Below are 19,290 nucleotides of genomic sequence, written 5' to 3'. Positions count from 1 at the left end.
GGCGAGGTGCCGGGGCGCTGGGGCAATCCATGCCGCTTTGCATTCGCCGCGAACTGCGCCATGGATTGCCGCGCGGCTGCGCCGCTCACAATGACGACATGAGGGGATGAGAGTTTGCTGAAGACCTGGTTCGAAATTCCGCTGTGGCAGCGCGTCGTCACCGCGCTGCTCCTGGGCGTGCTTACTGGCTATGCCTGGGGTCCCGAGGCGGAAAGCATCAAATGGATCGGCGATTTCTTCATCAAGTCGATCAAGATGCTTGTCGTGCCGCTGATCTTCTTCAGCCTGGTCAGCGGCGTCGCGGCGATCGGCGACCTGCGCAAGCTAGGCGCGGTGGGCGGTCGGGCGATGCTGTTGTTCGTCGTCACCGGGCAGATTGCCGTCTGGCTCGGCCTCGCGCTTGGCACCATCATCGCTCCGGGGGCGGGCGTTGATACCAGTGCGATCGAGATGGGCACCACGCCCGAACCCAATCCCACCACGGCGGTGGACATGATCCTGTCGATCGTGCCCGAAAGCCCGGTGCAGGTCATGGCCGACGTGTCGGTGCTGCCGCTGATTGTCTTCAGCCTGCTGATCGGCATCGGCATCCTGATGGCCAAGGAAGACGGCCTGCCCGTGCAGAAGGTGTTCGATAGCGGCGCCGTGATCATGCAGAAGGTGACCATGGTGGTGATGGAGCTGACCCCCTTGGGCGTCTTCGCGCTGATGGCCTGGGTCGCGGGCACGCTGGGCTTGGATGCGCTCGTCGCGCTGTCGAAACTGGTCGCGCTGAACTATGCCGGCTGCCTGCTGATCATCTTCGTCATGTATTCGGCGATGATCAAATTCCTCGCCAAGCTGCCGGTGCGCGATTTCTTCCGCGGGATCGTGGACGCGATGGCGGTCAGCTATTCCACTGCCAGCTCCAACGCCACGCTGCCGGTGACGCTGCGCTGTGCGGAGCGCAATCTTGGCGTGTCGAATTCGGTCGCCAGCTTCGTGATCGCGCTGGGGGCGACGATCAACATGAACGGCACGGCGATGTATCTCGGTCTCGCCACGCTGTTCGGCGCGCAGATCTTCGGCGTGGATCTGAGCTGGGGCGACTACTTCCTCATCTCGATCCTCGCGACTCTCGGCGCGGTCGGTGCGGCGGGCATCCCGGGCGCAGGGCTGATCATGATGGCGCTGGTATTCGGCGCGGTGGGCGTGCCGCTGGAGACGATCGCCTTCGTCGCGGGTGTGGACCGGATCATGGACATGATGCGCACGACGACCAATGTTTCGGGCGACGCCGCCGTTGCGACGACAGTGGCGGTGATGACAGGAGAGATCGACCGGCGCGAAATGGTCTCGGCGGACGATGTCTAGGCGGTCAGCACCTGCGGCAGCGGTGCTGATTGCGACGCTCACCGCCTGCACACCGCAGGCGGGCGGGAGCGGGGGTGGAGACCGCGCATCCGCGTGCGCGGGCACGCTGATCACCGTGCCCGAGAACGGCTCGGGATTTACGGTGCCACAACTGATGGCTCATGCCAGCGCGATGGGCATGAACCAGCAGGAAGCGGAAACGCTGATCTATCTCGAGGGCATCGCACCCCAGGCAACCCTGCAACCGGGCGAGAGGATTTGCCTCGACGGGAAGCCGGACCGCTAACGACCCTTCGGCTTCTCCAGCACCTTTTTGCGGTAGCTGCAAAGGTCAACCACCGGGCAGCGCCAGCATTCGGGCGTGCGGGCCTTGCAAACATAGCGGCCATGCAGGATCAGCCAGTGATGCGCGCCTAACCGGAAGGGCTGGGGCACGCGCTTCTCGAGCTTCGCCTCGACCTGCTCGGGCGTCTTTCCCTTCGCAAGGCCCGTACGGTTGCCGACGCGCAGGATATGGGTGTCGACAGCGAAGGTCTCATGCCCGAACCAGCAATTGAGGACGACATTGGCCGTCTTGCGGCCGACGCCCGGCAGGCGGACGAGGTCCTCGCGCGTGTCCGGCACTTCGCCGCCATATTCGGCCACCAGCAGCTCGGAGAGCGCGATGACGTTCTTGGCCTTGGAATTGAACAGGCCGATGGTCTTGATGTGCTCCTTCAGCCCGTCCTCGCCCAGCGCGATCATCTGGGAGGGGGTTTCGACTTCGCGGAATAGCGCACGCGTGGCCTTGTTGACCCCGACGTCGGTCGCCTGGGCAGACAGTGCCACTGCGACCACCAACTGGTACGCATTCCCATATTCCAGCTCGGTTTCTGGCGAGGGATTGTCCTCCGCCATGCGGCGAAAGAACTCGAAGATCTGATCCTTGGTCATATGTGCAAATCAGATGCCCAGAACCTGATCCATCGAATACCGGCCCGCCTCGCGCGTGCGAAGCCACTCGGCTGCGCGGATTGCTCCGCGAGCGAAGATGGCGCGGTTCTCTGCGCTATGGGACAGTGTGATACGTTCTTCTTCGCCAGCCAGGATGACGCTGTGTTCCCCGGCAACAGTGCCACCGCGCAAGGCGGCAAAGCCGATCGCACCTTCACCGCGCGGACCAGTGGCACCATCGCGCCCGCTTTCGCTATTGGTTGCAAGATCGATACCACGTCCGCCGGCGGCAGCATCGCCTAAGAGCAGCGCGGTCCCGGACGGAGCGTCCACCTTGCGGCGATGATGCATTTCGAGAATTTCGATGTCCCACCCCTTGCCGAGCCGCTGAGCGGCTTCGCGAACGAGGTGAGCAAGGAGGGTCACTCCAAGAGATGTGTTGCCCGTCTGGAGCACCGGAATGGCGTGCGCAGCCTGATCGATTGCATCGTGATGTTTGCGCTCGAGCCCGGTGGTGCCAATCACGATCGGGATTCCGGCCCCGACCGCTGCATGCAGATTGGATTGCAGGGCGGCCGGCGCGGAGAAATCGACCAGCAGGTCCGATACATCGGCCAGCTTGCCGACATCGTCGCCCTTGTCCGCGCCGCCCGAGAAATCGTGGCCGGACTCTTCTATGACGCGGCGCAACACCTCACCCATCGCGCCCTTGCTTCCGATGACACCAATATTCGCCAAGCTGACCTCCGTTCGGGCTGAGCTTGTCATAGCTCCGTTTGGTTCGTTAACGTGTGGCTAGAAGATAAGACGCCCTTTCGACAAGCGTGGGGCGACCGGGAGCCGAAACTTGTCCGATTCTATCCGCAACATCGTCATTCTCACCGGTGCCGGGATTTCAGCCGAAAGCGGTATCGATACATTTCGCGACGGCGGCGGGCTGTGGGAAAAGCACAGGGTCGAAGATGTCGCAACGCCTGAAGGCTTCGCACGCGACCCCGCTCTCGTGCAGCGCTTCTACGATGCACGGCGCGAGGCGGTGCAGAAGGTGGAGCCGAACGCAGCCCACCGGGCGCTGGCCAAGCTGGATGCCGAGTGGGAAGGCGATTTGCTGATTGTGACGCAGAACGTCGACGACCTGCATGAACGGGCCGGGGCCAAACGCGTACTACATATGCATGGCGAACTGCTCAGCGCCTTATGCGCCAGCTGCGAGCAGCGGCATAAATGGAGCGAACCGCTTGTCGGCAACCCTGCATGCCCCGGTTGCGGCGCAGAGGCACTGCGTCCCGATGTCGTCTGGTTCGGCGAGATGCCTTACGAGATGGACCGCATCTATGACCGATTACGGCGCGCTGACTTGTTCGTCAGCATCGGCACGAGCGGGGCGGTCTATCCGGCTGCGGGCTTCGTCCGTGATGCACGAGAATTCGGTGCCCATACGCTGGAGCTCAATCTCCAGCGCAGCGAGGGTTCCTACTGGTTCGACGAGACCCGGAAGGGAAGGGCGAGCGACTTGGTGCCGGAATGGGTCGCAGAAATCCTGGGGTGAAGGTTAGTCCAGCGGTCTGGCAAAGCCATGCATCACCAGCCAGTCGGCGAAGGCATCGAACCAGCCGGTACTTGTTGTTTCCTTCTGATACATGCCGAAGCCATGACCACCCTGCTCGTAATAATGGAATTCGACCGGCGCGCCCGCGTCTTTCCATGAGGTCACGATGCCGAAGTCGGTCGTGTTGAAGAGCGGATCGTCGGCGGCAAGAGCAATAAATAGGGGCGGCTTTTCGGCCGGCACGTCAAGCGCACCGAGCGGGCCGTAGATATCGGCCAAAAACGCCGGTTCGGCGCTCTCGCTGGTAATCGCGGTCGCCATCGTCAGTGCGGCGCCAGCCGAAAATCCGATCATTCCGATCCGGTCCGGGTCCACGCCCCATGCTTCTGCATTGGCGCGGATCAACGCGAAGGCAGCGTCTGCGTCCTCGATCATCGGGCCGATGCTGGCCATGCGCTGATCCAGCACTGGTCTTGCTTTCTCGCCCGGATCCGTGGCGGGGCGCGGAGGCGGCAATGAAGCGAATTCTTGGAGGTCGGCGGGTGTCTGATTAAGTCTGTATTTTAAAACGAAGGCGGAAACGCCCCACTCGTTTAGGGCTTGGGCGACCTGCCACCCTTCGTTTTCAATCGAGAGCGTACGAAAACCGCCGCCCGGGGCGACGATTACCGCGCTGCCTGTCGCAATCGCCGGATCGGCGAGAAAGGGCGTCAACGTGGAGTAGACCACGTTCCGGGCAAACACGCTTCCATATTGGGAATGCCAGCTTTCCGCTGTGGTCGCCCCCGGCATCGAACCGGTGCCGAGAGCGATCGCATTGGCTTGTTCAGGTGTGGCTATAGCGGTCATCCGGTCGGGTTGCGAGGATGGAGTCGCCGCGATCATGGCAAATGCCGCCAGCTGGCTGGTCAAAAGGTTTCGGAACATGGCCAAGATCCTCTCTGCGGCAGTATTACCTGTCCGGTCTTGCGCGAAGTTACTGTGGCTTCCGAACAGGTCAACCAGCTCGTTCGCGGCAGGAGAGATCCCTGGGCTGCTAGTGGCCGCAGCCCGAACAGGCGGGATCTTTCGTGATCACGAATTGGCGCATGCCCGGTTTAATGCCGTCGAGCAGATTGACCCGGCTCCATTGCGAATCGCCATAGGCGCTCACTCCGTCGAGGAGGACGCGAACCGCTTGCAGCGCGGCAAAACTTCCCACCCAGCCTGCCATCGCGCCCAGCATGCCGTCTTCGGCGCAGGTATCGCAATCGTCGGCATCGAAGGCATCGCCGACGAAACAGCGGTAACAGGCTTCGTCGGGCAAATGCCCTGCGAAAGCGGCGACTTGCCCCTGAAAACGCCCGACCGCTGCCGACAGCAATGGCACGCCGGCTTTCACGCAGGCGTCTGAGACAGCAAGCCGAGTAGCGAAATTGTCGGTCCCGTCGAGCACGAGGTCAGCGTCGGCCACAAGCGTGGCGGCGCGGACGGGATCGATACGGCGATCACTGATTTCGACATCGAGCGCAGGGTCGAACAGCGTCACCCATCGCTTTGCAGAGATGGCTTTGCCGTGGCCCACGTCACGCTCGTTATAAAGTGTCTGGCGCTGCAGGTTGCTAAGATCGACCTTGTCGTCGTCGACGAGGGTCAGCTTCCCGATCCCGGCGGCAGCGAGGTATTGCAACGCGGGGCTGCCGATCCCACCCAAGCCGATGAGCACGAGATGTTTTTCTGCCAGCGCCATTTGCCCAGCGCCGCCCACTTCAGGCAAGACGATGTGCCGGGCAAAGCGATCGAGACGTTCGGGCGTGAGACTCACGGGTTTTCTCCGTTCGCGCGTTCCCGCTTGAAGCCGTGCATCCCGTTCCACCACTGCAGAGCGATCACGGCTCCTTTGGATGGTTGCAGCAGGGCGATGAGCATCACCAGTGCAAGCGGAATGATGATGGCGAGCAACGCCATGGGGGATAGCGAATAGCTGACCACGAGCGTGATGATGACGGGGGCGAGCAAATGCCCGCTCACGAAAATTCCGATATAAGCTGGAAGGTCGTCCGCCCGCTGTCCGGTGATATCGAGATCACACACGCTGCAGCGATCGACAGGTTTCAGCCATTTGCGGAACAATTTGCCGTCGCCGCATCGCGGGCAGCGGCATAATGTGCCCCGCCACAAGGCGGAGGGGAGCGTTTTGGGCAGACTGATCGGCTTGCTCATGCCTGCCCCTTTGGACGCTCCCATGCACGCTGTCGACAAGGCTGTGCAAGGCCTGTCGACCAACGGTGCCTACGATGTGGACTGGTCAGCTTTCCAGCTGGCGCAATAGGCTTCTCACATCGCCGTCCATATCAGCATCGCGCTGGCGCAAATCCTCGATCAGGCGCACGGCGTGGATGACCGTCGAATGGTCGCGCCCGCCGAATTTGCGGCCAATCTCGGGATAGCTGCGCGGGGTGAGTACCTTTGACAGATACATGGCGACCTGGCGGGGGCGCACCACCGCACGCGCACGGCGCTTCGAACTCATTTCGCTGCGATCGATGCGGTAGAACTGGCAGACGGTCCGCTGGATCTCGTCGATCGTGATCCGGCGGCGATTGGCAGACAGGATATCCGTCAGCTGCTCTTCGGCCAACTGCAGGGAGACTTCCTGTCCCGTGAGCTGCGCATAGGCGATCAGCTTGTTCAGTCCCCCGACCAGCTCACGCACGTTTCGCGTGATGGTACGCGCGAGAAATTCCAGCACGTCTTCCGGTACGGCCAGCGGTGCGAACTTGCTCAGCTTGGAGTGAAGGATCTTCTTGCGCAGTTCGATGTCGGCGGGCTGGATGTCCGCCACCAAGCCCATCGAAAGGCGCGACAGCAGGCGCGGTTCCACACCGTCGAGAGCCTGCGGCGCGCGATCGGCTGCGAAGACGAGGCGTTTGCCTTCCGCCAGAAGCGCATCGATCGTGTAGAGCAGTTCTTCCTGAGCCGAGGCCTTGCCGATAATGAACTGGATGTCGTCGACCAGCAGCAAGTCAAAGCTGCGCAGCCGCGCCTTGAACTCAATCATACGGTTGGCCTTCAGGGCCTGCACGAATTCCACCATGAACCGCTCGGCGCTGCAGTAGAAGATGCGGCTGCGGCTGTGTGTCTGAAGGAATGTGTGTCCGATGGCATGCAGGAGATGGGTCTTGCCCTGTCCGGTGGCGCCCTTGAGGTAAAGCGGGCTGAATTGCGGCTTTTCTGTCGCAGACATGCGCTGGGCCGCGTTGAACGCGAGAATATTCGCCTCGCCGGTCACGAAGGCGGCAAAGGTCAGGCTGGCGTCGAGGCCCACCGAAGAGGTGAAGCCGGTATCTCCCAGAGTATCGGCACCGATTGCCATCATCGAAGTGTCGGCATCGTTCGCAGGGCGACGACCGTCGCTGTGAAGACGCAGATCGGCAACCTGGCGGCGGCCAGGGTGAACCGAAATGGCGACCTGACGCACTTCGCTGCGCGCGATTTTCCACGCCAGGCTCAGCCGGTCGGCAAAGCGATCCTTGACCCAATTGGCGCTGAATTCGGTCGGAAGGAACAGATCGAGCGTGCCGGTCTCAGAATCGATCCGACCAAGCTGTATGGGCTTGATCCACTGGCTGTGAAGCTGGTGCCCCAAATCCTTGCGCAGGCCTTGGCTGATATCTGCCCAATCGGCTGCCAGGTTTACGGCTTCCAGGTCTTCCATTTCGTTATTTGCCTTCCGCTTGCCAGCAAGCTCGCCTGATTTCGCCATTGGAGTGTAGATCCCCGAGTGACCGTACGGTCGTCCAAAAGTTAAGTGGGCCAGAAGGAGTGCGCGCATAGCTTCGCCGCTACCCGGAATCGCGTGATTCTCGGGTGGTCCCTCCCCTTGGCCGTCGATATGAATACCCGGGCTGTCCCCCCCGAGCAGATCCATTGTGTAGGTCGCAGCAGCGATGAGTCGCAAGGGGGATAACAGCAAAAAATCTGAAATAATCTAGTTGACTCAACGTGACCCCGCAGACCTCCGTTGATGCCTTTGAAAAAGCTTCGATTTACTGATGTGGGGCTGACGAATCGCAGTATTTCCGCCAATTTCATTACGGCTCGGAGACACTTTGATTTCAAAGTGCAACCCGAATACGACAAAGGGGCCGCCGCACTTCGCGACGACCCCTCACGTGTCTGTGTTCGGCCGAAGCCGCTTAAAGATCAGAGCGCGGCAACGCGCTTCGACAGGCGGCTCATCTTACGAGCTGCAGTGTTCTTGTGCATCACGCCGCGAGCAACACCGCGAGCCATCTCTGGCTGAGCATTGCGGAGGGCGGTCTGGGCAGCATCCTTGTCGCCAGCTTCGAGCGCGGTCTCAACCTTCTTAACGTAGTTGCGGATGCGGCTCATGCGCGCACCGTTGACTTCGGCGCGGCGGTTGTTGCGACGGATGCGCTTCTTGGCTTGCGGCGTATTGGCCATATCTGTCCTCGATCAGGCCGCGACAAAAAGCGGCTGGAATTCAATTGGGCGTGTCGAAAAAGGCGGATTAACCGCCGGAAAGCGGCGCACTTAGCGATGGGATACCGAATCGTCAAGCAAAAGCGGAACCGCAACTGGCGCGCCCTGTTGCCCTTATATGGAAGCAGATGAGATGAAGGACAAGCTGTGAGCGATAAAGTCGAAAAATCGGAAGCCGAGTGGCGCGAAGAGCTAACCCCTGAGCAATATCGCATCTTGCGGGAAAAAGGGACGGAGCGCGCCTTCACCGGCAAGTACGACAAGAACAAGGCTGATGGGGAATATCACTGCGCTGCCTGCGGTCAGCTCTTGTTCGAAAGCGCGGACAAATATGACAGCGGCTCCGGGTGGCCGAGTTTTACGGCGCCGGCCGAAAGCGCCGCAGTGGAAGAGCACCGCGATGCCACTCATGGCATGATCAGGACCGAGGTTACCTGTTCCAACTGCGAGGGGCACCTTGGCCATGTGTTTCCGGATGGCCCCGGCGAGAATGGCCTTCGCTATTGTATCAACTCTGCAGCACTCGAATTCGAACCAGACGACTAAGGGGGCGGCTTGCGGCCTCCGTACGATTCGTTAAGCCGAGGTTCCGTCTCGCCATGGGAGATTGTGGCGGATATAGGGCCGTGCGCCTGGAACATGAGGGAAGCCGCAGGGAATGGATAAGAGAGGCAGCCGCCGTAAACGCAGCCAGCGATCGGAGCGTGCGCGGCGGGCGGCAGAAGAGGGGCGGGGGGAAACCAGCCGCGTGAAGGTCTGGTTTCGCAGGCTGCTTCTGTGGGGTACAGGCATCGCTGTCCTCGGGTTGATTTTTCTCGCTATCGCAGTGGCCTTCGCGGCCCGGTCCTTGCCGAGTTATTACCAACTTAAGGCAACCCAGAATGCGCAGACCATTGTCGTGCGCGCGCGAGATGGCTCCGAACTCGTCGAACTTGGCCCTAGTTATGGCAAGTGGATCACCGCTAACGAGATCCCGCAGGTCATGAAAGATGCCATGATCTCTGTAGAGGACCGGCGATTCTATTCGCATCCCGGCGTGGACCCTTATGGCCTGACGCGCGCCGTATATGTATGGGCGACGGGTGAGAACCGGCTCGGCGCCACCTCCACCATTACCCAGCAGCTTGCGCGCAATGTTTTCCTCAACAGCAATCGTTCGCTCGATCGCAAGCTTCGCGAAGCCATCCTGGCTATGGCGATGGAATGGAAGTTCTCAAAAGAACAGATCCTCGAACTCTATCTCAACAAGGTCTATTTCGGCGGCGGCGCTTACGGTATCGATTCCGCGAGCCGGAACTTCTTCAGCCATCCGGCGACCGAGCTGTCGACTGCCGAAGCGGCGATTATCGCAGGGCTGGTGAAGGCACCCAGCCGCTATTCCCCCACCGCCGACGTCAATGCGGCGGTCAGCCGTGCAAGCGTGGTCCTGCAATTGATGCGCGAGCAGGGTCGTATCAGCGCGAGCGAGGCACAAGTCGATGTCTCGGCGGTCAAGCTAAAGCCTGAGCAGGGGACCAACTCGGTGCGCTATTTTACCGATTGGGCGCTTCCGCAACTGGATCTCCTGCTGCCCGAAACTTTCGAACCGATCGAAGTCTGGACCACGCTGGATCCCGGGATGCAGAAAGCCGCGACTGCTGCGGTAGCGGGCAATGCCCCCGAAGGGGCGCAAGGCGCACTGGTCAGTCTCGATCGCGACGGCGCTATCTTGGCTCTCGTCGGAGGGACCGATTATGTCGAGACCAATTATAACCGGGCGACAAATGCCCTTCGCCAGCCTGGTTCGAGCTGGAAGCTGTTCGTCTATCTCGCCGCGCTGGAGGCGGGTTATACCCCTGATGACCGCGTAGTGGATACAAAGGTTTCGATCGGCGGCTGGAGCCCCAACAATTCGAATGGGCGAAACATTGGCGAGACGAATCTGCGGACCGCTTTCGCCTATTCGATCAACACGGTGGCCGCCCAGCTCGGCAATGAAGTCGGATTCGGCTCGGTGGCTTCTATGGCTCGCCGCTTCGGTATCACGACCCCGATCAATACCTATCCGGCGATGGTACTTGGTTCGAACGAGGTGCGGCTGCTGGATATGACCCGCGCATTCGCGGCGATCTCGGCCGGCGGAAATTCCGTAACGCCTTATGGGATCGTCAAAGTCACGACGACGGATGGAGAGGTGCTTTATCAGCACCGCCGCGCCCGCAGTACACAAATAATTCCCGATAACGTGACGCGGGGCATCACCGATCTTCTGCAGACCGCGGTCCAGACCGGAACGGGGCGTGCTGCGCAAATCGGGCGTCCGGTCGCGGGTAAGACAGGGACCACGAGTTCGAACAAGGACGGCTATTTCGTCGGATTTTCATCGGGCGTCACCACCGGTGTATGGATGGGCCGGGACGATAACCGACGGGTCGGCGGTTTGCAGGGAGGCCGCGCCCCGGCTCAGGCCTTTGCTGCTTTCATGCGTTACGCGGTGAAGGATCGTCCAGTAGAGGAATTCGAGACCGAAGTTCAGGTGCCGGAATGGCAGCTGGATGAAGAGGATGACTTCTTTTTCGGCGACCCGGATGACTATTACTACATCGACGAACAAGGCAATCTGATCGAGCCTGGCCGAAGCGAAGGGCCAAGCGGAGCGCTGCCCGGACCGCGTGGCGAGCCAGAGGACGGCTCAGGCGTAGAGGTTATCCGACCGCAGCCGCCAAGAGTTCAGCGCGTACCTCCGCCGCGGCCGCAACCCTCGACCGGGCGCGGAGAAGATGGGGCACCCCAGGCAATCGATGACGATTTTCTCGACGGTGTCATCGGACGCGATCGTTAGAGGTGATCTGCCTCATCCTACCTGAAGATAGTCGACTTCCGAGCGGGTGCGAAAACGCCCTCCCGACGCGTATCGGGAGGGCTCTATTTTCAAGCAGTACTTTGGTTCGGGTCAGCGAAGGCGAATAGCCACATATTGCGGCGAACCACCGCGACGCTGGATCCGCAGGAGCACCGCATCACGGTTTTCGGCCTTGGCCGAGCGGACCGCAGTCTCGAGATCGGCAACCGACGTCATCGGACGGTAGTTTGCCGTCAGGATGATGTCCCCGCGTTGGAGACCCTTGCGAGCGGCGTCGGAATTTTGGTCGACTGAAGCGATCACAAGTCCGCGCGTGTCGGATCCGGCACCAAGCTGGCGTGCAATCTGCGGCGTCAGTTCCAGCACCTGCAGACCGACACTTTCCTGGATGACTTCGCTGTCGCTGGGCGACATGTCGTCTTCCGGCTCCGCGTCGGGATCGAACATCTGACTGCGCCGCATCTCTTCTTCGCTCGGGCGCTTGCCCACGGTCACATTGACCCGGCGGCGTTCACCGTCACGGATCACATCCAGCGGAATTGACGTGCCCGGTGCGATATTGGCGACGAGGTAGGACAGTGTCTGATCGGGTGTCACATCCTTGCCATTGACCCGAAGGACGATGTCGCCCGCTTCGATGCCGCCGCGATCGGCCGGTTCGCCGGGCTGCACCATCTGGACGATCTCGCCGCGATTGCGCGCAAGGCCGAGCGAGGAGGCGACGTCCTCGGTCACCGGCTGGATCTGGATGCCCAGATAACCGCGCTCGATCTCGACGCCGCGGCGGAGCTTGTCGACGATAGGGGCCGCGGTTTCAGCAGGAATCGCGAAGCCGATGCCCACGCTTCCGCCGGTGGGCGAAATGATGGCGTTGTTGATGCCGATGACGTTGCCCTGCATGTCGAACAGCGGTCCACCGGAGTTGCCGCGGTTGATGCTGGCATCGGTCTGCAGATAGCGGTCGTAGGCGCCGCTGCCTGCGTTTCGCAGAACGCTGGAAACAATCCCGCTCGTCACGGTTCCGCCGAGGCCGAAGGGATTGCCGATGGCGATCACCCAATCACCCACACGGGCCTGGCTGGAATCGCCGAAGGTCACGAAGGGGAAAGCTTCGCGCCGGTTAACCTTGAGGACGGCGAGGTCGGACGCCGCATCGGTGCCGACCAATTCGGCTTCGTATTCGGTGCCGTCCGGCAGGGTCACGGTGATTTCTTCGACAGAGCCACGCCCGGTCGGGCTGACGACGTGATTGTTGGTCACGACATAGCCATCGGAAGAGATGATAAAGCCCGAGCCGAGCGACTGCCCCTCACGATACTGGGGTTCGCTGTCTTGCTGCCCGCGACGGCGGTTGAACATGCCCTCGAACGGGGTGCCGGCGAAAGGATTGCCGCCGGTCTGAACCTCAATTCGCTGGCGCGTCGAAATATTCACCACGGCCGGCTGCAGTTGCTCGGTTAGATCGGCGAAACTTTCGGGCGCCCCGGCACGCGGAACGACGCGCGCGATCTGCGAATCGTCGTTCTGGGCGACCTGCGCCCCGGCCGGGAACCCGGCGAGGGAAAGGGCAGCGCCACCGGCCAAAAGGGTGGCAGTTACGGAATAAGCGTATCGCACTTTTTTCACGTCCTCTTTCAAATCCTCTTTGACTTCGTTCGGAGCCAGCACGCTTTCACAAAACGCTCCGGCTTCGGCAGTTCCGCTGCATAGACTGCGGCCTAGCGCTGAATGCCTCTTGAACGGCAGGGCAGTACCCCTCGCTCAATCGACGAATGTTCAACGGCGTCCGCGGAACTGCTGCAGATATTCGTTATCAGGCGACAGGATTATGCTGCTGGCCGCATCGCCGTTCTCGGAAGCGAAGGTCGCATCATAGCTCTGCATGGCGCGGTAGAAGTCATAAAAATTAGCGTCCTTGCCGAAGCTTTCCGCATAGATGCGAGCGGCTTCCGCATCGGCCTCAGCGCGAATGATCCGCGCATCACGCGAGCCTTGCGCCCGGATCGTCCTTGCCTCGCGTTCGCGATCCGATTCCATCCGGCTGAAAGCGGACTGAAGGGGGGCATCGGGCAAGTCGGTGCGGGTGATCTGAACGTCGACGACTTCGGCACCGTACTGGCGTGCCTGCCGGTCGAGATTGGCGCGCGCATTCTGCAGCGCGGAGCCCCGTTCGGCGGTTAGCATGGCCTGAAACGTTCGGCGGCCGAGTTCCTGACGAAGAACCGAATTCAGGATCGGCTCAAGCGCGGAACGCACGCCATCGGTAGTTCCTGCACGCTCCACCATACGAACGGGATCGATGATGCGGAAACGGGCATAGGCATCGACCAACAGGCGTTGCTGGTCATTCGACAGTACCTCCTCATTGGTCATCTCGAGATCGAGCAGGCGCCTCTCGATCCTTACCACGCGGTCGAGAAACGGCACGCGGAGATAGGGCCCCGGACCTTTTTGACCGTCGGGTGTGTTTACAATGCCTTGCGGTTCACCGGTCCGTACGATGACGACCTGTTCTTCCTCGGGCACGATATAGAGGCTCATCATAAGCCCGATCAGGACAAGTCCGGCCACGATGATCGTGAGGCGGTGGTCTTCCCAGATACGCTGCATCTTACTGGCCTCCCGGTGCGGTTACAGTGGTTTCGGGCTGTTGCTGAGCCCGGCGCCGGATTTCCGGTAGCGGGAGGTAGGGTGTGACACCCTGAGCCTCGACGATGGTCTTGTCGGTCTTGCTGAGCACACGTTCCATGGTCTCGTAATAAAGACGCTGACGGGTCACTTCGGGAGCGAGGCGATACTGTTCGTAGACCTTGTCGAAGGCTTCGGCCTCACCCTGCGCCTGCGCCAGAACCTGCTGGGCATAACCCTGCGCCTGATTGCGCGCTGCGTCCGCATTCTGTTCGGCGACCTGCACATCGCGGAAAGCATCGACCACCTGGCTTGGCGGATCGGCTTTTTCGATTTCGACACCGAGCACCCTTATGCCCGCCTGATAACGGTCGAGCGTCGCCTGCATGCGCTCGCGCACATCCAGTTCGATCGCGGCGCGACCTTGACCCGAGAAGGTCTCGTCCAGTTGCTTTTCGGCGACTGCCGCGCGCATTGCCGCTTCGGCAACTTCGTTGACGGTCTCTTCCGGGTCGACAACGCGGAATTTGAATTGCTGGAGATCCTGGATGTTCCAGCGTACAATGTAGCTCAGATCGACGAGATTCTGGTCGCCGGTCAGGATCAGTTTGGCCTGATTGTCATTTCCCGGAATGCGGATCGGGCGGACCCCTTCCACATTCTCGACATCCACAGTCTCAAGCGGAAAAGGGAGCGTAAACTGAAGCCCGGAATCGAGCGTGCGGCTGTAATCGCCGAGACGTTTAACGACTGCTTTTTCCTGAGGATCGATCAGATGCGCGCTGGTAGCGAGCAGGACGACGCCGACGATTGCGACGATCGCGACCGGGAACCAGCTTTTGCCGCCGGGACGTTGCGGAATGCGGAAGCCGGGGCCCCCGGGCCCGCCGCCACCGCCCTTGCGGCGCGGACCTTCGGGCCCGCGATTCTTGAAGATATCTTCGATATTGGGACCGCGGCGCCCCTCGCCGCTTCCACCAGAGCCCGATGGCAACCATGGATTACGGGGACCTTCGCCCTTACCCTTGTCACCCTTGGGTGTTTCACCGTCACCGGAACCGGAGGAATCATCGTTCCCCCCACCCCACGGATTGTTGCCAGCCATTGCTAGGCGGATCCTCTGTCCAAGCCCGTCCAAAATTCTCATAACTGTCTTATAGGCAGCCTTTGCCGGAAAAACAGGGGTTGCAGCGCGCTTTTCGATGCTACAGCAGCGCCAGCCATGAGCCGAACCGATTTTTCCGCCGATCTTCCTCCCGAATTAGCCCCTCTTGTCACCGGCTCCGTCCTCAACGAGGGTAGGGCGACGCTAGTCATCGATGCCGGCAGGCTGGACGAGGCCCAGCGCGGCCAGGCGGAGGCTGCAATAAAGGAGGCCGCGGGGCGGCGCGCAGACGTCAGCGATGTCCGCGTCGTGATGACGGCGGAGCGCAAGGGCCCGGTCATCATCGCGGTGGGATCGGGCAAGGGCGGCGTCGGCAAGTCGACGCTGACAGCCAATCTTGCCATTGCGCTTGCACGCAAGGGCGTGAAGGTGGGGCTGGTCGATGCCGATATCTATGGCCCGTCGCAGCCGGTTATTTTCGGGACGCAGGGCGAAAAGCCTGAAGCGCGGGACAACAAGCCGATCCCGATCGATGGCAAATTCGGCGTGCCGCATCTTTCGATGGGGCATCTCGTCACGCCGGGCAAGGCGCTGGCATGGCGCGGACCCATGGCCGGAAGTGCGCTCGGCCAGCTGATCGAGGCACATTGGAGCAAGGATACCGAAGTCCTGCTGATCGATTTGCCGCCCGGAACCGGCGATGTGCAGCTGACTATGGTGCAGAAGTTCAAACCGGCGGGTGCCGTGCTCGTTTCGACCCCGCAGGATCTGGCGTTGATCGATGCGGCGCGGGCGGGCCAATTGTTCGACAGTGCCGGGGTGCCGGTAATCGGTCTGGTCGAAAACATGTCGGGCTATGCATGCCCCTCGTGCGGCGAGGTCTCCAATCCCTTCGGCGCCGGGCAGGTGGAAGCAGCTGCTCAGCGCCTGGAGCTGCCGTTTCTCGGACGCATTCCGCTCGACATCGAAATCCGTCAGGGAAGCGATCATGGCAAACCGCCCGCAGCCCTCGACCATCCCATTGCCGAACCCTTCCTGGCGATAGCCGAGAGTTTGCAAGCGTGGCTCGCAGAAAGAAACTGAGCGACCTTTCCGTTTCACGCCGCAAACTGCTTGTCGGAGCGGCGGCTGGCGGAGGGCTTTTGATCGCGTGGAATCTCTGGCCGCGCAAATATGCCAGTCCGCTGGTCGCCCGGCCCGGCGACGAAACTTTCGCCGGCTGGCTGGTCATCGGCCGGGACGGGATTGTCACCATCGCCCAGCCCCAGCTCGAGATGGGGCAGGGGATCGGCACCGTTCTGGCGCAGATTGCTGCAGTCGAACTGGGAGCGGACTGGCGTCAGGTCGCAATTGAACCGGTCCCGCCATCAGGCATGTTCGCCAATCTCCCGCTCGCCGGAAAATGGTCTTACCTGCTGGACGGCTGGCTACCCGATAACGACTGGTCAACTGGCCGCTTCGCGCGCAGCAATGCGTTCACCGCCACTGCCGCCGGGACCAGTCTTGCCGCATATGAACTGCCGCTTCGCGAGGCCGCGGCCAGCGCGCGAGATATGCTGACGCGAGCTGCAGCAGATCGGTGGGATGTGGAGCCGGAGCAATGCCAGGTTGCCGAAGGCTTCGTCATCTATGGAGAGCAGCGTTTCGCCTTCGGCGCTCTGGTCGAGGACGCGGTGCGCTACGATCCGCCCGATCCCGCTCCGCTGCGGCCCATGCCCGCATTCGAACAGCCGATACCCGGTGAAGCAGAGGCGCAAGGGATGTATCCGCGCCTCGACCTGCCGTCCAAGGTCGATGGCAGCCATTTGTTTGCAGGCGATATCCGGCTGCCCGGCATGGTCTATGCATCCATACGCCACGGCCCGGCGGGTTTGCCCGAACTCCTGCGGTTCAGCGAAAGAAAGGCCGCAGGGATGTCCGGTCTGGTTGCCGTGGTGCGGTCGAAGCGCTGGCTCGCCGCGGTGGCGGAAAGCTGGTGGATTGCCGATCGGGCGCTGGCGAAGATGCGGCCGCAATTCACCGGACCGGGGGCGCTGGAGCAGGACCGGCTCGAAGCGCAGCTCGAAGAAGCGGCAAATAGCTCCGCTCAGCTTGCCGAGCGCATCGAGACCATGGGCGATCCCGATGGCCTGCTGGGCGACACGGCGATTGTGCGGCGCTTCGACATTGCTCCTGCATCGCAAGCTCCGCTGGAAACGGCTTCGGCAACCGCGCGGCTGGCCGGAGGACGGCTGGAATTGTGGATCGCGGCGCAGGCACCCGAAGCGGCTCGTGATGCCGCGGCGCAGGCTGTGGGGCTGTCGAATTCGGATGTGGTACTTTACCCCATGCCCGCCGGCGGCAGCTTCGATGCCCGCCTGGAAAAGCAGCACGCAATCGAAGTGGCGCAGATCGCCGCCGAGGTGGGGAGGCCGGTCCAGCTGACATGGTCGCGCGCGCAGGATTTCCAGGCGGTTCCTCCGCGAGCGCCGGTTTCGGGCGAGATCGCCGCGGCAATCGGTGCAGAGGGGCAGCCGGTGGCATGGCGGGCGCGGATAGTCTCGCCTTCATGGATGCGCGAAGCGGGACATCGTCTGTTTCGAAATAATGTCCCTGAAGCGGCGCAGAGGGAAAGTGCGGGTCTTGCAGACCCTCTCGTCGTGGAAGGCGCGGTTCCGCCCTACAATATCCCACATGTCGCGGTAGAGCATGTCCCGGCGAAGATATCCCTGCCGACCGGCCGCATGCGCGGCGGGGCTCAGGGCTATACCTGCTTTTTTACAGAGTGCCTGGTCGACGAACTTGCCAGGGCGGCTGGCCGCGATCCCTTCCTTTACCGCATGGCCATGCTGGGGACCGCCCCGCGGCTGGCGGAAGCCTTGCGCCGGGCGACGAGGCTTGGCGAATGGGATGGTGCGCAGCCCGGTTCCGGTGAGGGAGTTGCCGTGGCACGCATGCGGCTCGGCGAGGAAGCAGCCGGACACATCGCCTGCGTCGCGCATCTCATGCGGGGCGAAGGGGGGATTAAGGTGCGTCAGCTGAGCGCGGTGGTCGATATCGGTCGCATCGTGAATCTCGACATCGCCCGTCAGCAGATCGAAGGGGGATTGCTCTATGGTATGGGACTGGCGCTCGGCCGACCGCTTGGATTCGAGAGCGGCCACCCCGTACCGCGCACTTTCGGCGGGATGGGATTGCCCGGTTTGGCCGACACTCCCGACATGCGGATCGACTTCGTCGAGAGCGATGCAGATCCCTTCGATCCCGGTGAGCTGGGCGTCGTCGTGGCGGCTCCTGCGATCGCCAATGCATTGTTCGCCTTGACGGGCGAGCGTTCTTACCGTCTCCCCCTCGTCCCATGACCTGGCAAAAACAGAATCTTCCGGCCAACCATCCCTCCGTTCGCTCGGGCGGCGTTGGCGTACTCGTCGTCAATCTTGGAACACCGGATGCGCCCGAGGCGGGGCCGGTAAAGCGCTATCTTGCGGAATTCCTGTCCGACCGGCGAGTGGTCGAGATTCCGCCCATCGCCTGGCAACCGATTTTGCGCGGCATCATTCTCAATACCCGGCCGAAAAAGAGCGCCCATGCCTATGCGCAAGTGTGGACCGAGGAAGGCTCCCCGCTTGCCGTCATTACCCGGCAGCAGGCCGAAGCGATGCAGGCGCGGCTGGGCGAGGGCGTCACGGTGGACTGGGCGATGCGGTACGGCACGCCCTCCATCCCGGACCGGCTGCAAGCCCTGATGGACGCCGGCTGCGAACGCATTCTCCTCGCCCCGCTCTATCCGCAATATTCCGGAGCCACGACGGCGACGGTTGTGGACAAGGCTGCGGACAAGCTGCGGGAAATGCGTTGGCAACCAAGCCTGCGGACCCTGCCGCCCTATCATGATGATCCCGCCTATATCGACGCGCTGGCAGCGGACCTCACTCGCCAGCTGGACGGCCTGGAATTCGTGCCCGAAGTGTTGCTGCTGAGCTTTCACGGCATGCCCGAGCGGACCTTGCATCTTGGCGACCCCTATCATTGTCATTGCCAGAAAACCTCCCGGCTCCTGCAGGACAGACTTGCGGAACGCGGTATGCGGATTCGCACGACGTTCCAGTCGCGCTTCGGGCGCGCCAAATGGCTCGAACCGGCAACCGATACGGTGATTGCGGAGGAAGCGGCCATGGGAACCAAGCGCATGGCAATCGCCGCGCCCGGTTTCTCGGCCGACTGCCTTGAAACGCTGGAAGAGCTTGCAATGCAGGGCCGCGACCAGTTTCTCGAGGCGGGCGGCGAGCAGTTTGCCGCGCTGTCCTGCCTGAATACATCGGAGGCTGGCGTGGCGATGCTTGAAACATTGCTGCGGCGCGAGCTTGCCGGGTGGATATAGATTGCTAATTGCCACTTAATCTCGGCTGAGGCATA

The 19,290-nt window shown here is 61.9% G+C and carries 18 protein-coding genes; 8 read left to right on the top strand and 10 right to left on the bottom strand.

Features of this window, described 5'->3' with window-relative positions; translation table 11 throughout:
* Positions 1-114 precede the first annotated feature (114 nt).
* Both K3175_RS11525 and K3175_RS11520 read left to right on the top strand, forming a co-directional pair.
* A complete protein-coding gene (locus tag K3175_RS11525) occupies positions 115-1,353 on the top strand; it encodes a dicarboxylate/amino acid:cation symporter (RefSeq protein ID WP_221543531.1) in 1,239 nt (412 codons plus the stop codon).
* The gene (locus tag K3175_RS11520) at positions 1,346-1,639 is read left to right on the top strand and encodes a hypothetical protein (RefSeq protein ID WP_221543530.1); all 294 of its coding nucleotides are present in this window, start codon (positions 1,346-1,348) and stop codon (positions 1,637-1,639) included. Before K3175_RS11525 ends, K3175_RS11520 begins: the two co-directional genes overlap by 8 nt.
* Here the strand turns inward: K3175_RS11520 and nth are convergent.
* Positions 1,636-2,286, bottom strand: a complete 651-nt coding sequence (nth, locus tag K3175_RS11515; protein WP_221543529.1) for an endonuclease III — start codon at positions 2,284-2,286, stop codon at positions 1,636-1,638. The two genes, K3175_RS11520 and nth, sit on opposite strands and share 4 nt — an antisense overlap.
* 9 nt (positions 2,287-2,295) lie before the next feature.
* Positions 2,296-3,024, bottom strand: a complete 729-nt coding sequence (gene dapB, locus K3175_RS11510; protein ID WP_221543528.1) for a 4-hydroxy-tetrahydrodipicolinate reductase — start codon at positions 3,022-3,024, stop codon at positions 2,296-2,298.
* Between the two features lie 109 nt (positions 3,025-3,133).
* Between dapB and K3175_RS11505 the strand changes: the two genes are divergently transcribed.
* Positions 3,134-3,835 carry an NAD-dependent deacylase gene (locus K3175_RS11505; protein ID WP_221543527.1) on the top strand — a complete coding sequence of 234 codons (702 nt, stop codon included), beginning with the start codon at positions 3,134-3,136 and terminating at the stop codon, positions 3,833-3,835.
* 3 nt (positions 3,836-3,838) lie between these two features.
* On the opposite strand, the gene K3175_RS11500 is transcribed toward K3175_RS11505, so the two are convergent.
* From K3175_RS11500 to rpsT, 5 genes are all read right to left on the bottom strand, one after another.
* Positions 3,839-4,762, bottom strand: a complete 924-nt coding sequence (locus K3175_RS11500; RefSeq protein WP_221543526.1) for an alpha/beta hydrolase — start codon at positions 4,760-4,762, stop codon at positions 3,839-3,841.
* Positions 4,763-4,871: 109 nt separating this feature from the next.
* On the bottom strand, positions 4,872-5,639 hold the full coding sequence (locus K3175_RS11495; protein ID WP_221543525.1) for a HesA/MoeB/ThiF family protein: 768 nt from the start codon (positions 5,637-5,639) through the stop codon (positions 4,872-4,874).
* Positions 5,636-6,037 carry a DUF983 domain-containing protein gene (locus K3175_RS11490; RefSeq protein WP_221543524.1) on the bottom strand — a complete coding sequence of 134 codons (402 nt, stop codon included), beginning with the start codon at positions 6,035-6,037 and terminating at the stop codon, positions 5,636-5,638. Before K3175_RS11490 ends, K3175_RS11495 begins: the two co-directional genes overlap by 4 nt.
* Before the next feature lie 85 nt (positions 6,038-6,122).
* Complete coding sequence (dnaA, locus tag K3175_RS11485; protein ID WP_221543523.1) at positions 6,123-7,580, bottom strand: chromosomal replication initiator protein DnaA; 1,458 nt, start codon at positions 7,578-7,580, stop codon at positions 6,123-6,125.
* A gap of 440 nt (positions 7,581-8,020) precedes the next feature.
* The gene (rpsT, locus tag K3175_RS11480) at positions 8,021-8,281 is read right to left on the bottom strand and encodes a 30S ribosomal protein S20 (protein ID WP_221543522.1); all 261 of its coding nucleotides are present in this window, start codon (positions 8,279-8,281) and stop codon (positions 8,021-8,023) included.
* A gap of 186 nt (positions 8,282-8,467) precedes the next feature.
* On the opposite strand from rpsT, the gene msrB reads away from it, so the two are divergent.
* Positions 8,468-8,866: a peptide-methionine (R)-S-oxide reductase MsrB gene (gene msrB, locus K3175_RS11475; RefSeq protein ID WP_221543521.1), complete on the top strand. Its 399-nt coding sequence runs from the start codon at positions 8,468-8,470 to the stop codon at positions 8,864-8,866.
* Positions 8,867-8,978: 112 nt separating this feature from the next.
* Entirely contained in the window at positions 8,979-11,141 is a 2,163-nt protein-coding gene (locus K3175_RS11470; protein WP_221543520.1) for a transglycosylase domain-containing protein, read from the top strand.
* Positions 11,142-11,252: 111 nt separating this feature from the next.
* Here the strand turns inward: K3175_RS11470 and K3175_RS11465 are convergent, their stop codons facing one another.
* From K3175_RS11465 to hflK, 3 genes are all read right to left on the bottom strand, one after another.
* Complete coding sequence (locus tag K3175_RS11465; protein ID WP_221544120.1) at positions 11,253-12,779, bottom strand: Do family serine endopeptidase; 1,527 nt, start codon at positions 12,777-12,779, stop codon at positions 11,253-11,255.
* 159 nt (positions 12,780-12,938) lie between these two features.
* Entirely contained in the window at positions 12,939-13,772 is an 834-nt protein-coding gene (gene hflC, locus K3175_RS11460; RefSeq protein WP_221543519.1) for a protease modulator HflC, read from the bottom strand.
* A 1-nt stretch (position 13,773) separates the two neighbouring features.
* The gene (gene hflK / locus K3175_RS11455; RefSeq protein ID WP_224813026.1) at positions 13,774-14,895 is read right to left on the bottom strand and encodes a protease modulator HflK; all 1,122 of its coding nucleotides are present in this window, start codon (positions 14,893-14,895) and stop codon (positions 13,774-13,776) included.
* 117 nt (positions 14,896-15,012) lie between these two features.
* On the opposite strand from hflK, the gene K3175_RS11450 reads away from it, so the two are divergent.
* From K3175_RS11450 to hemH, 3 genes are read left to right on the top strand one after another with little or no spacing between them, the layout of a single operon-like run.
* Positions 15,013-15,978: an Mrp/NBP35 family ATP-binding protein gene (locus K3175_RS11450; RefSeq protein WP_425594843.1), complete on the top strand. Its 966-nt coding sequence runs from the start codon at positions 15,013-15,015 to the stop codon at positions 15,976-15,978.
* Positions 15,957-18,236 (top strand): xanthine dehydrogenase family protein molybdopterin-binding subunit, encoded by a 2,280-nt coding sequence (locus K3175_RS11445; RefSeq protein ID WP_221543517.1) that lies wholly within the window; start codon positions 15,957-15,959, stop codon positions 18,234-18,236. The genes K3175_RS11450 and K3175_RS11445 overlap by 22 nt, the downstream gene beginning before the upstream one ends.
* Positions 18,233-19,255, top strand: coding sequence for a ferrochelatase (hemH, locus tag K3175_RS11440; protein ID WP_221543516.1), 1,023 nt, complete (start codon positions 18,233-18,235; stop codon positions 19,253-19,255). The genes K3175_RS11445 and hemH overlap by 4 nt, the downstream gene beginning before the upstream one ends.
* The last annotated feature ends 35 nt before the right edge of the window (positions 19,256-19,290 follow it).

Source organism: Qipengyuania aestuarii, assembly GCF_019711535.1.
Taxonomy (GTDB): Bacteria; Pseudomonadota; Alphaproteobacteria; order Sphingomonadales; family Sphingomonadaceae; genus Qipengyuania; species Qipengyuania aestuarii.
The sequence above is the reverse complement of the archived record's forward strand: the minus strand, read 5'-3'. Positions and strand labels throughout refer to the sequence as shown.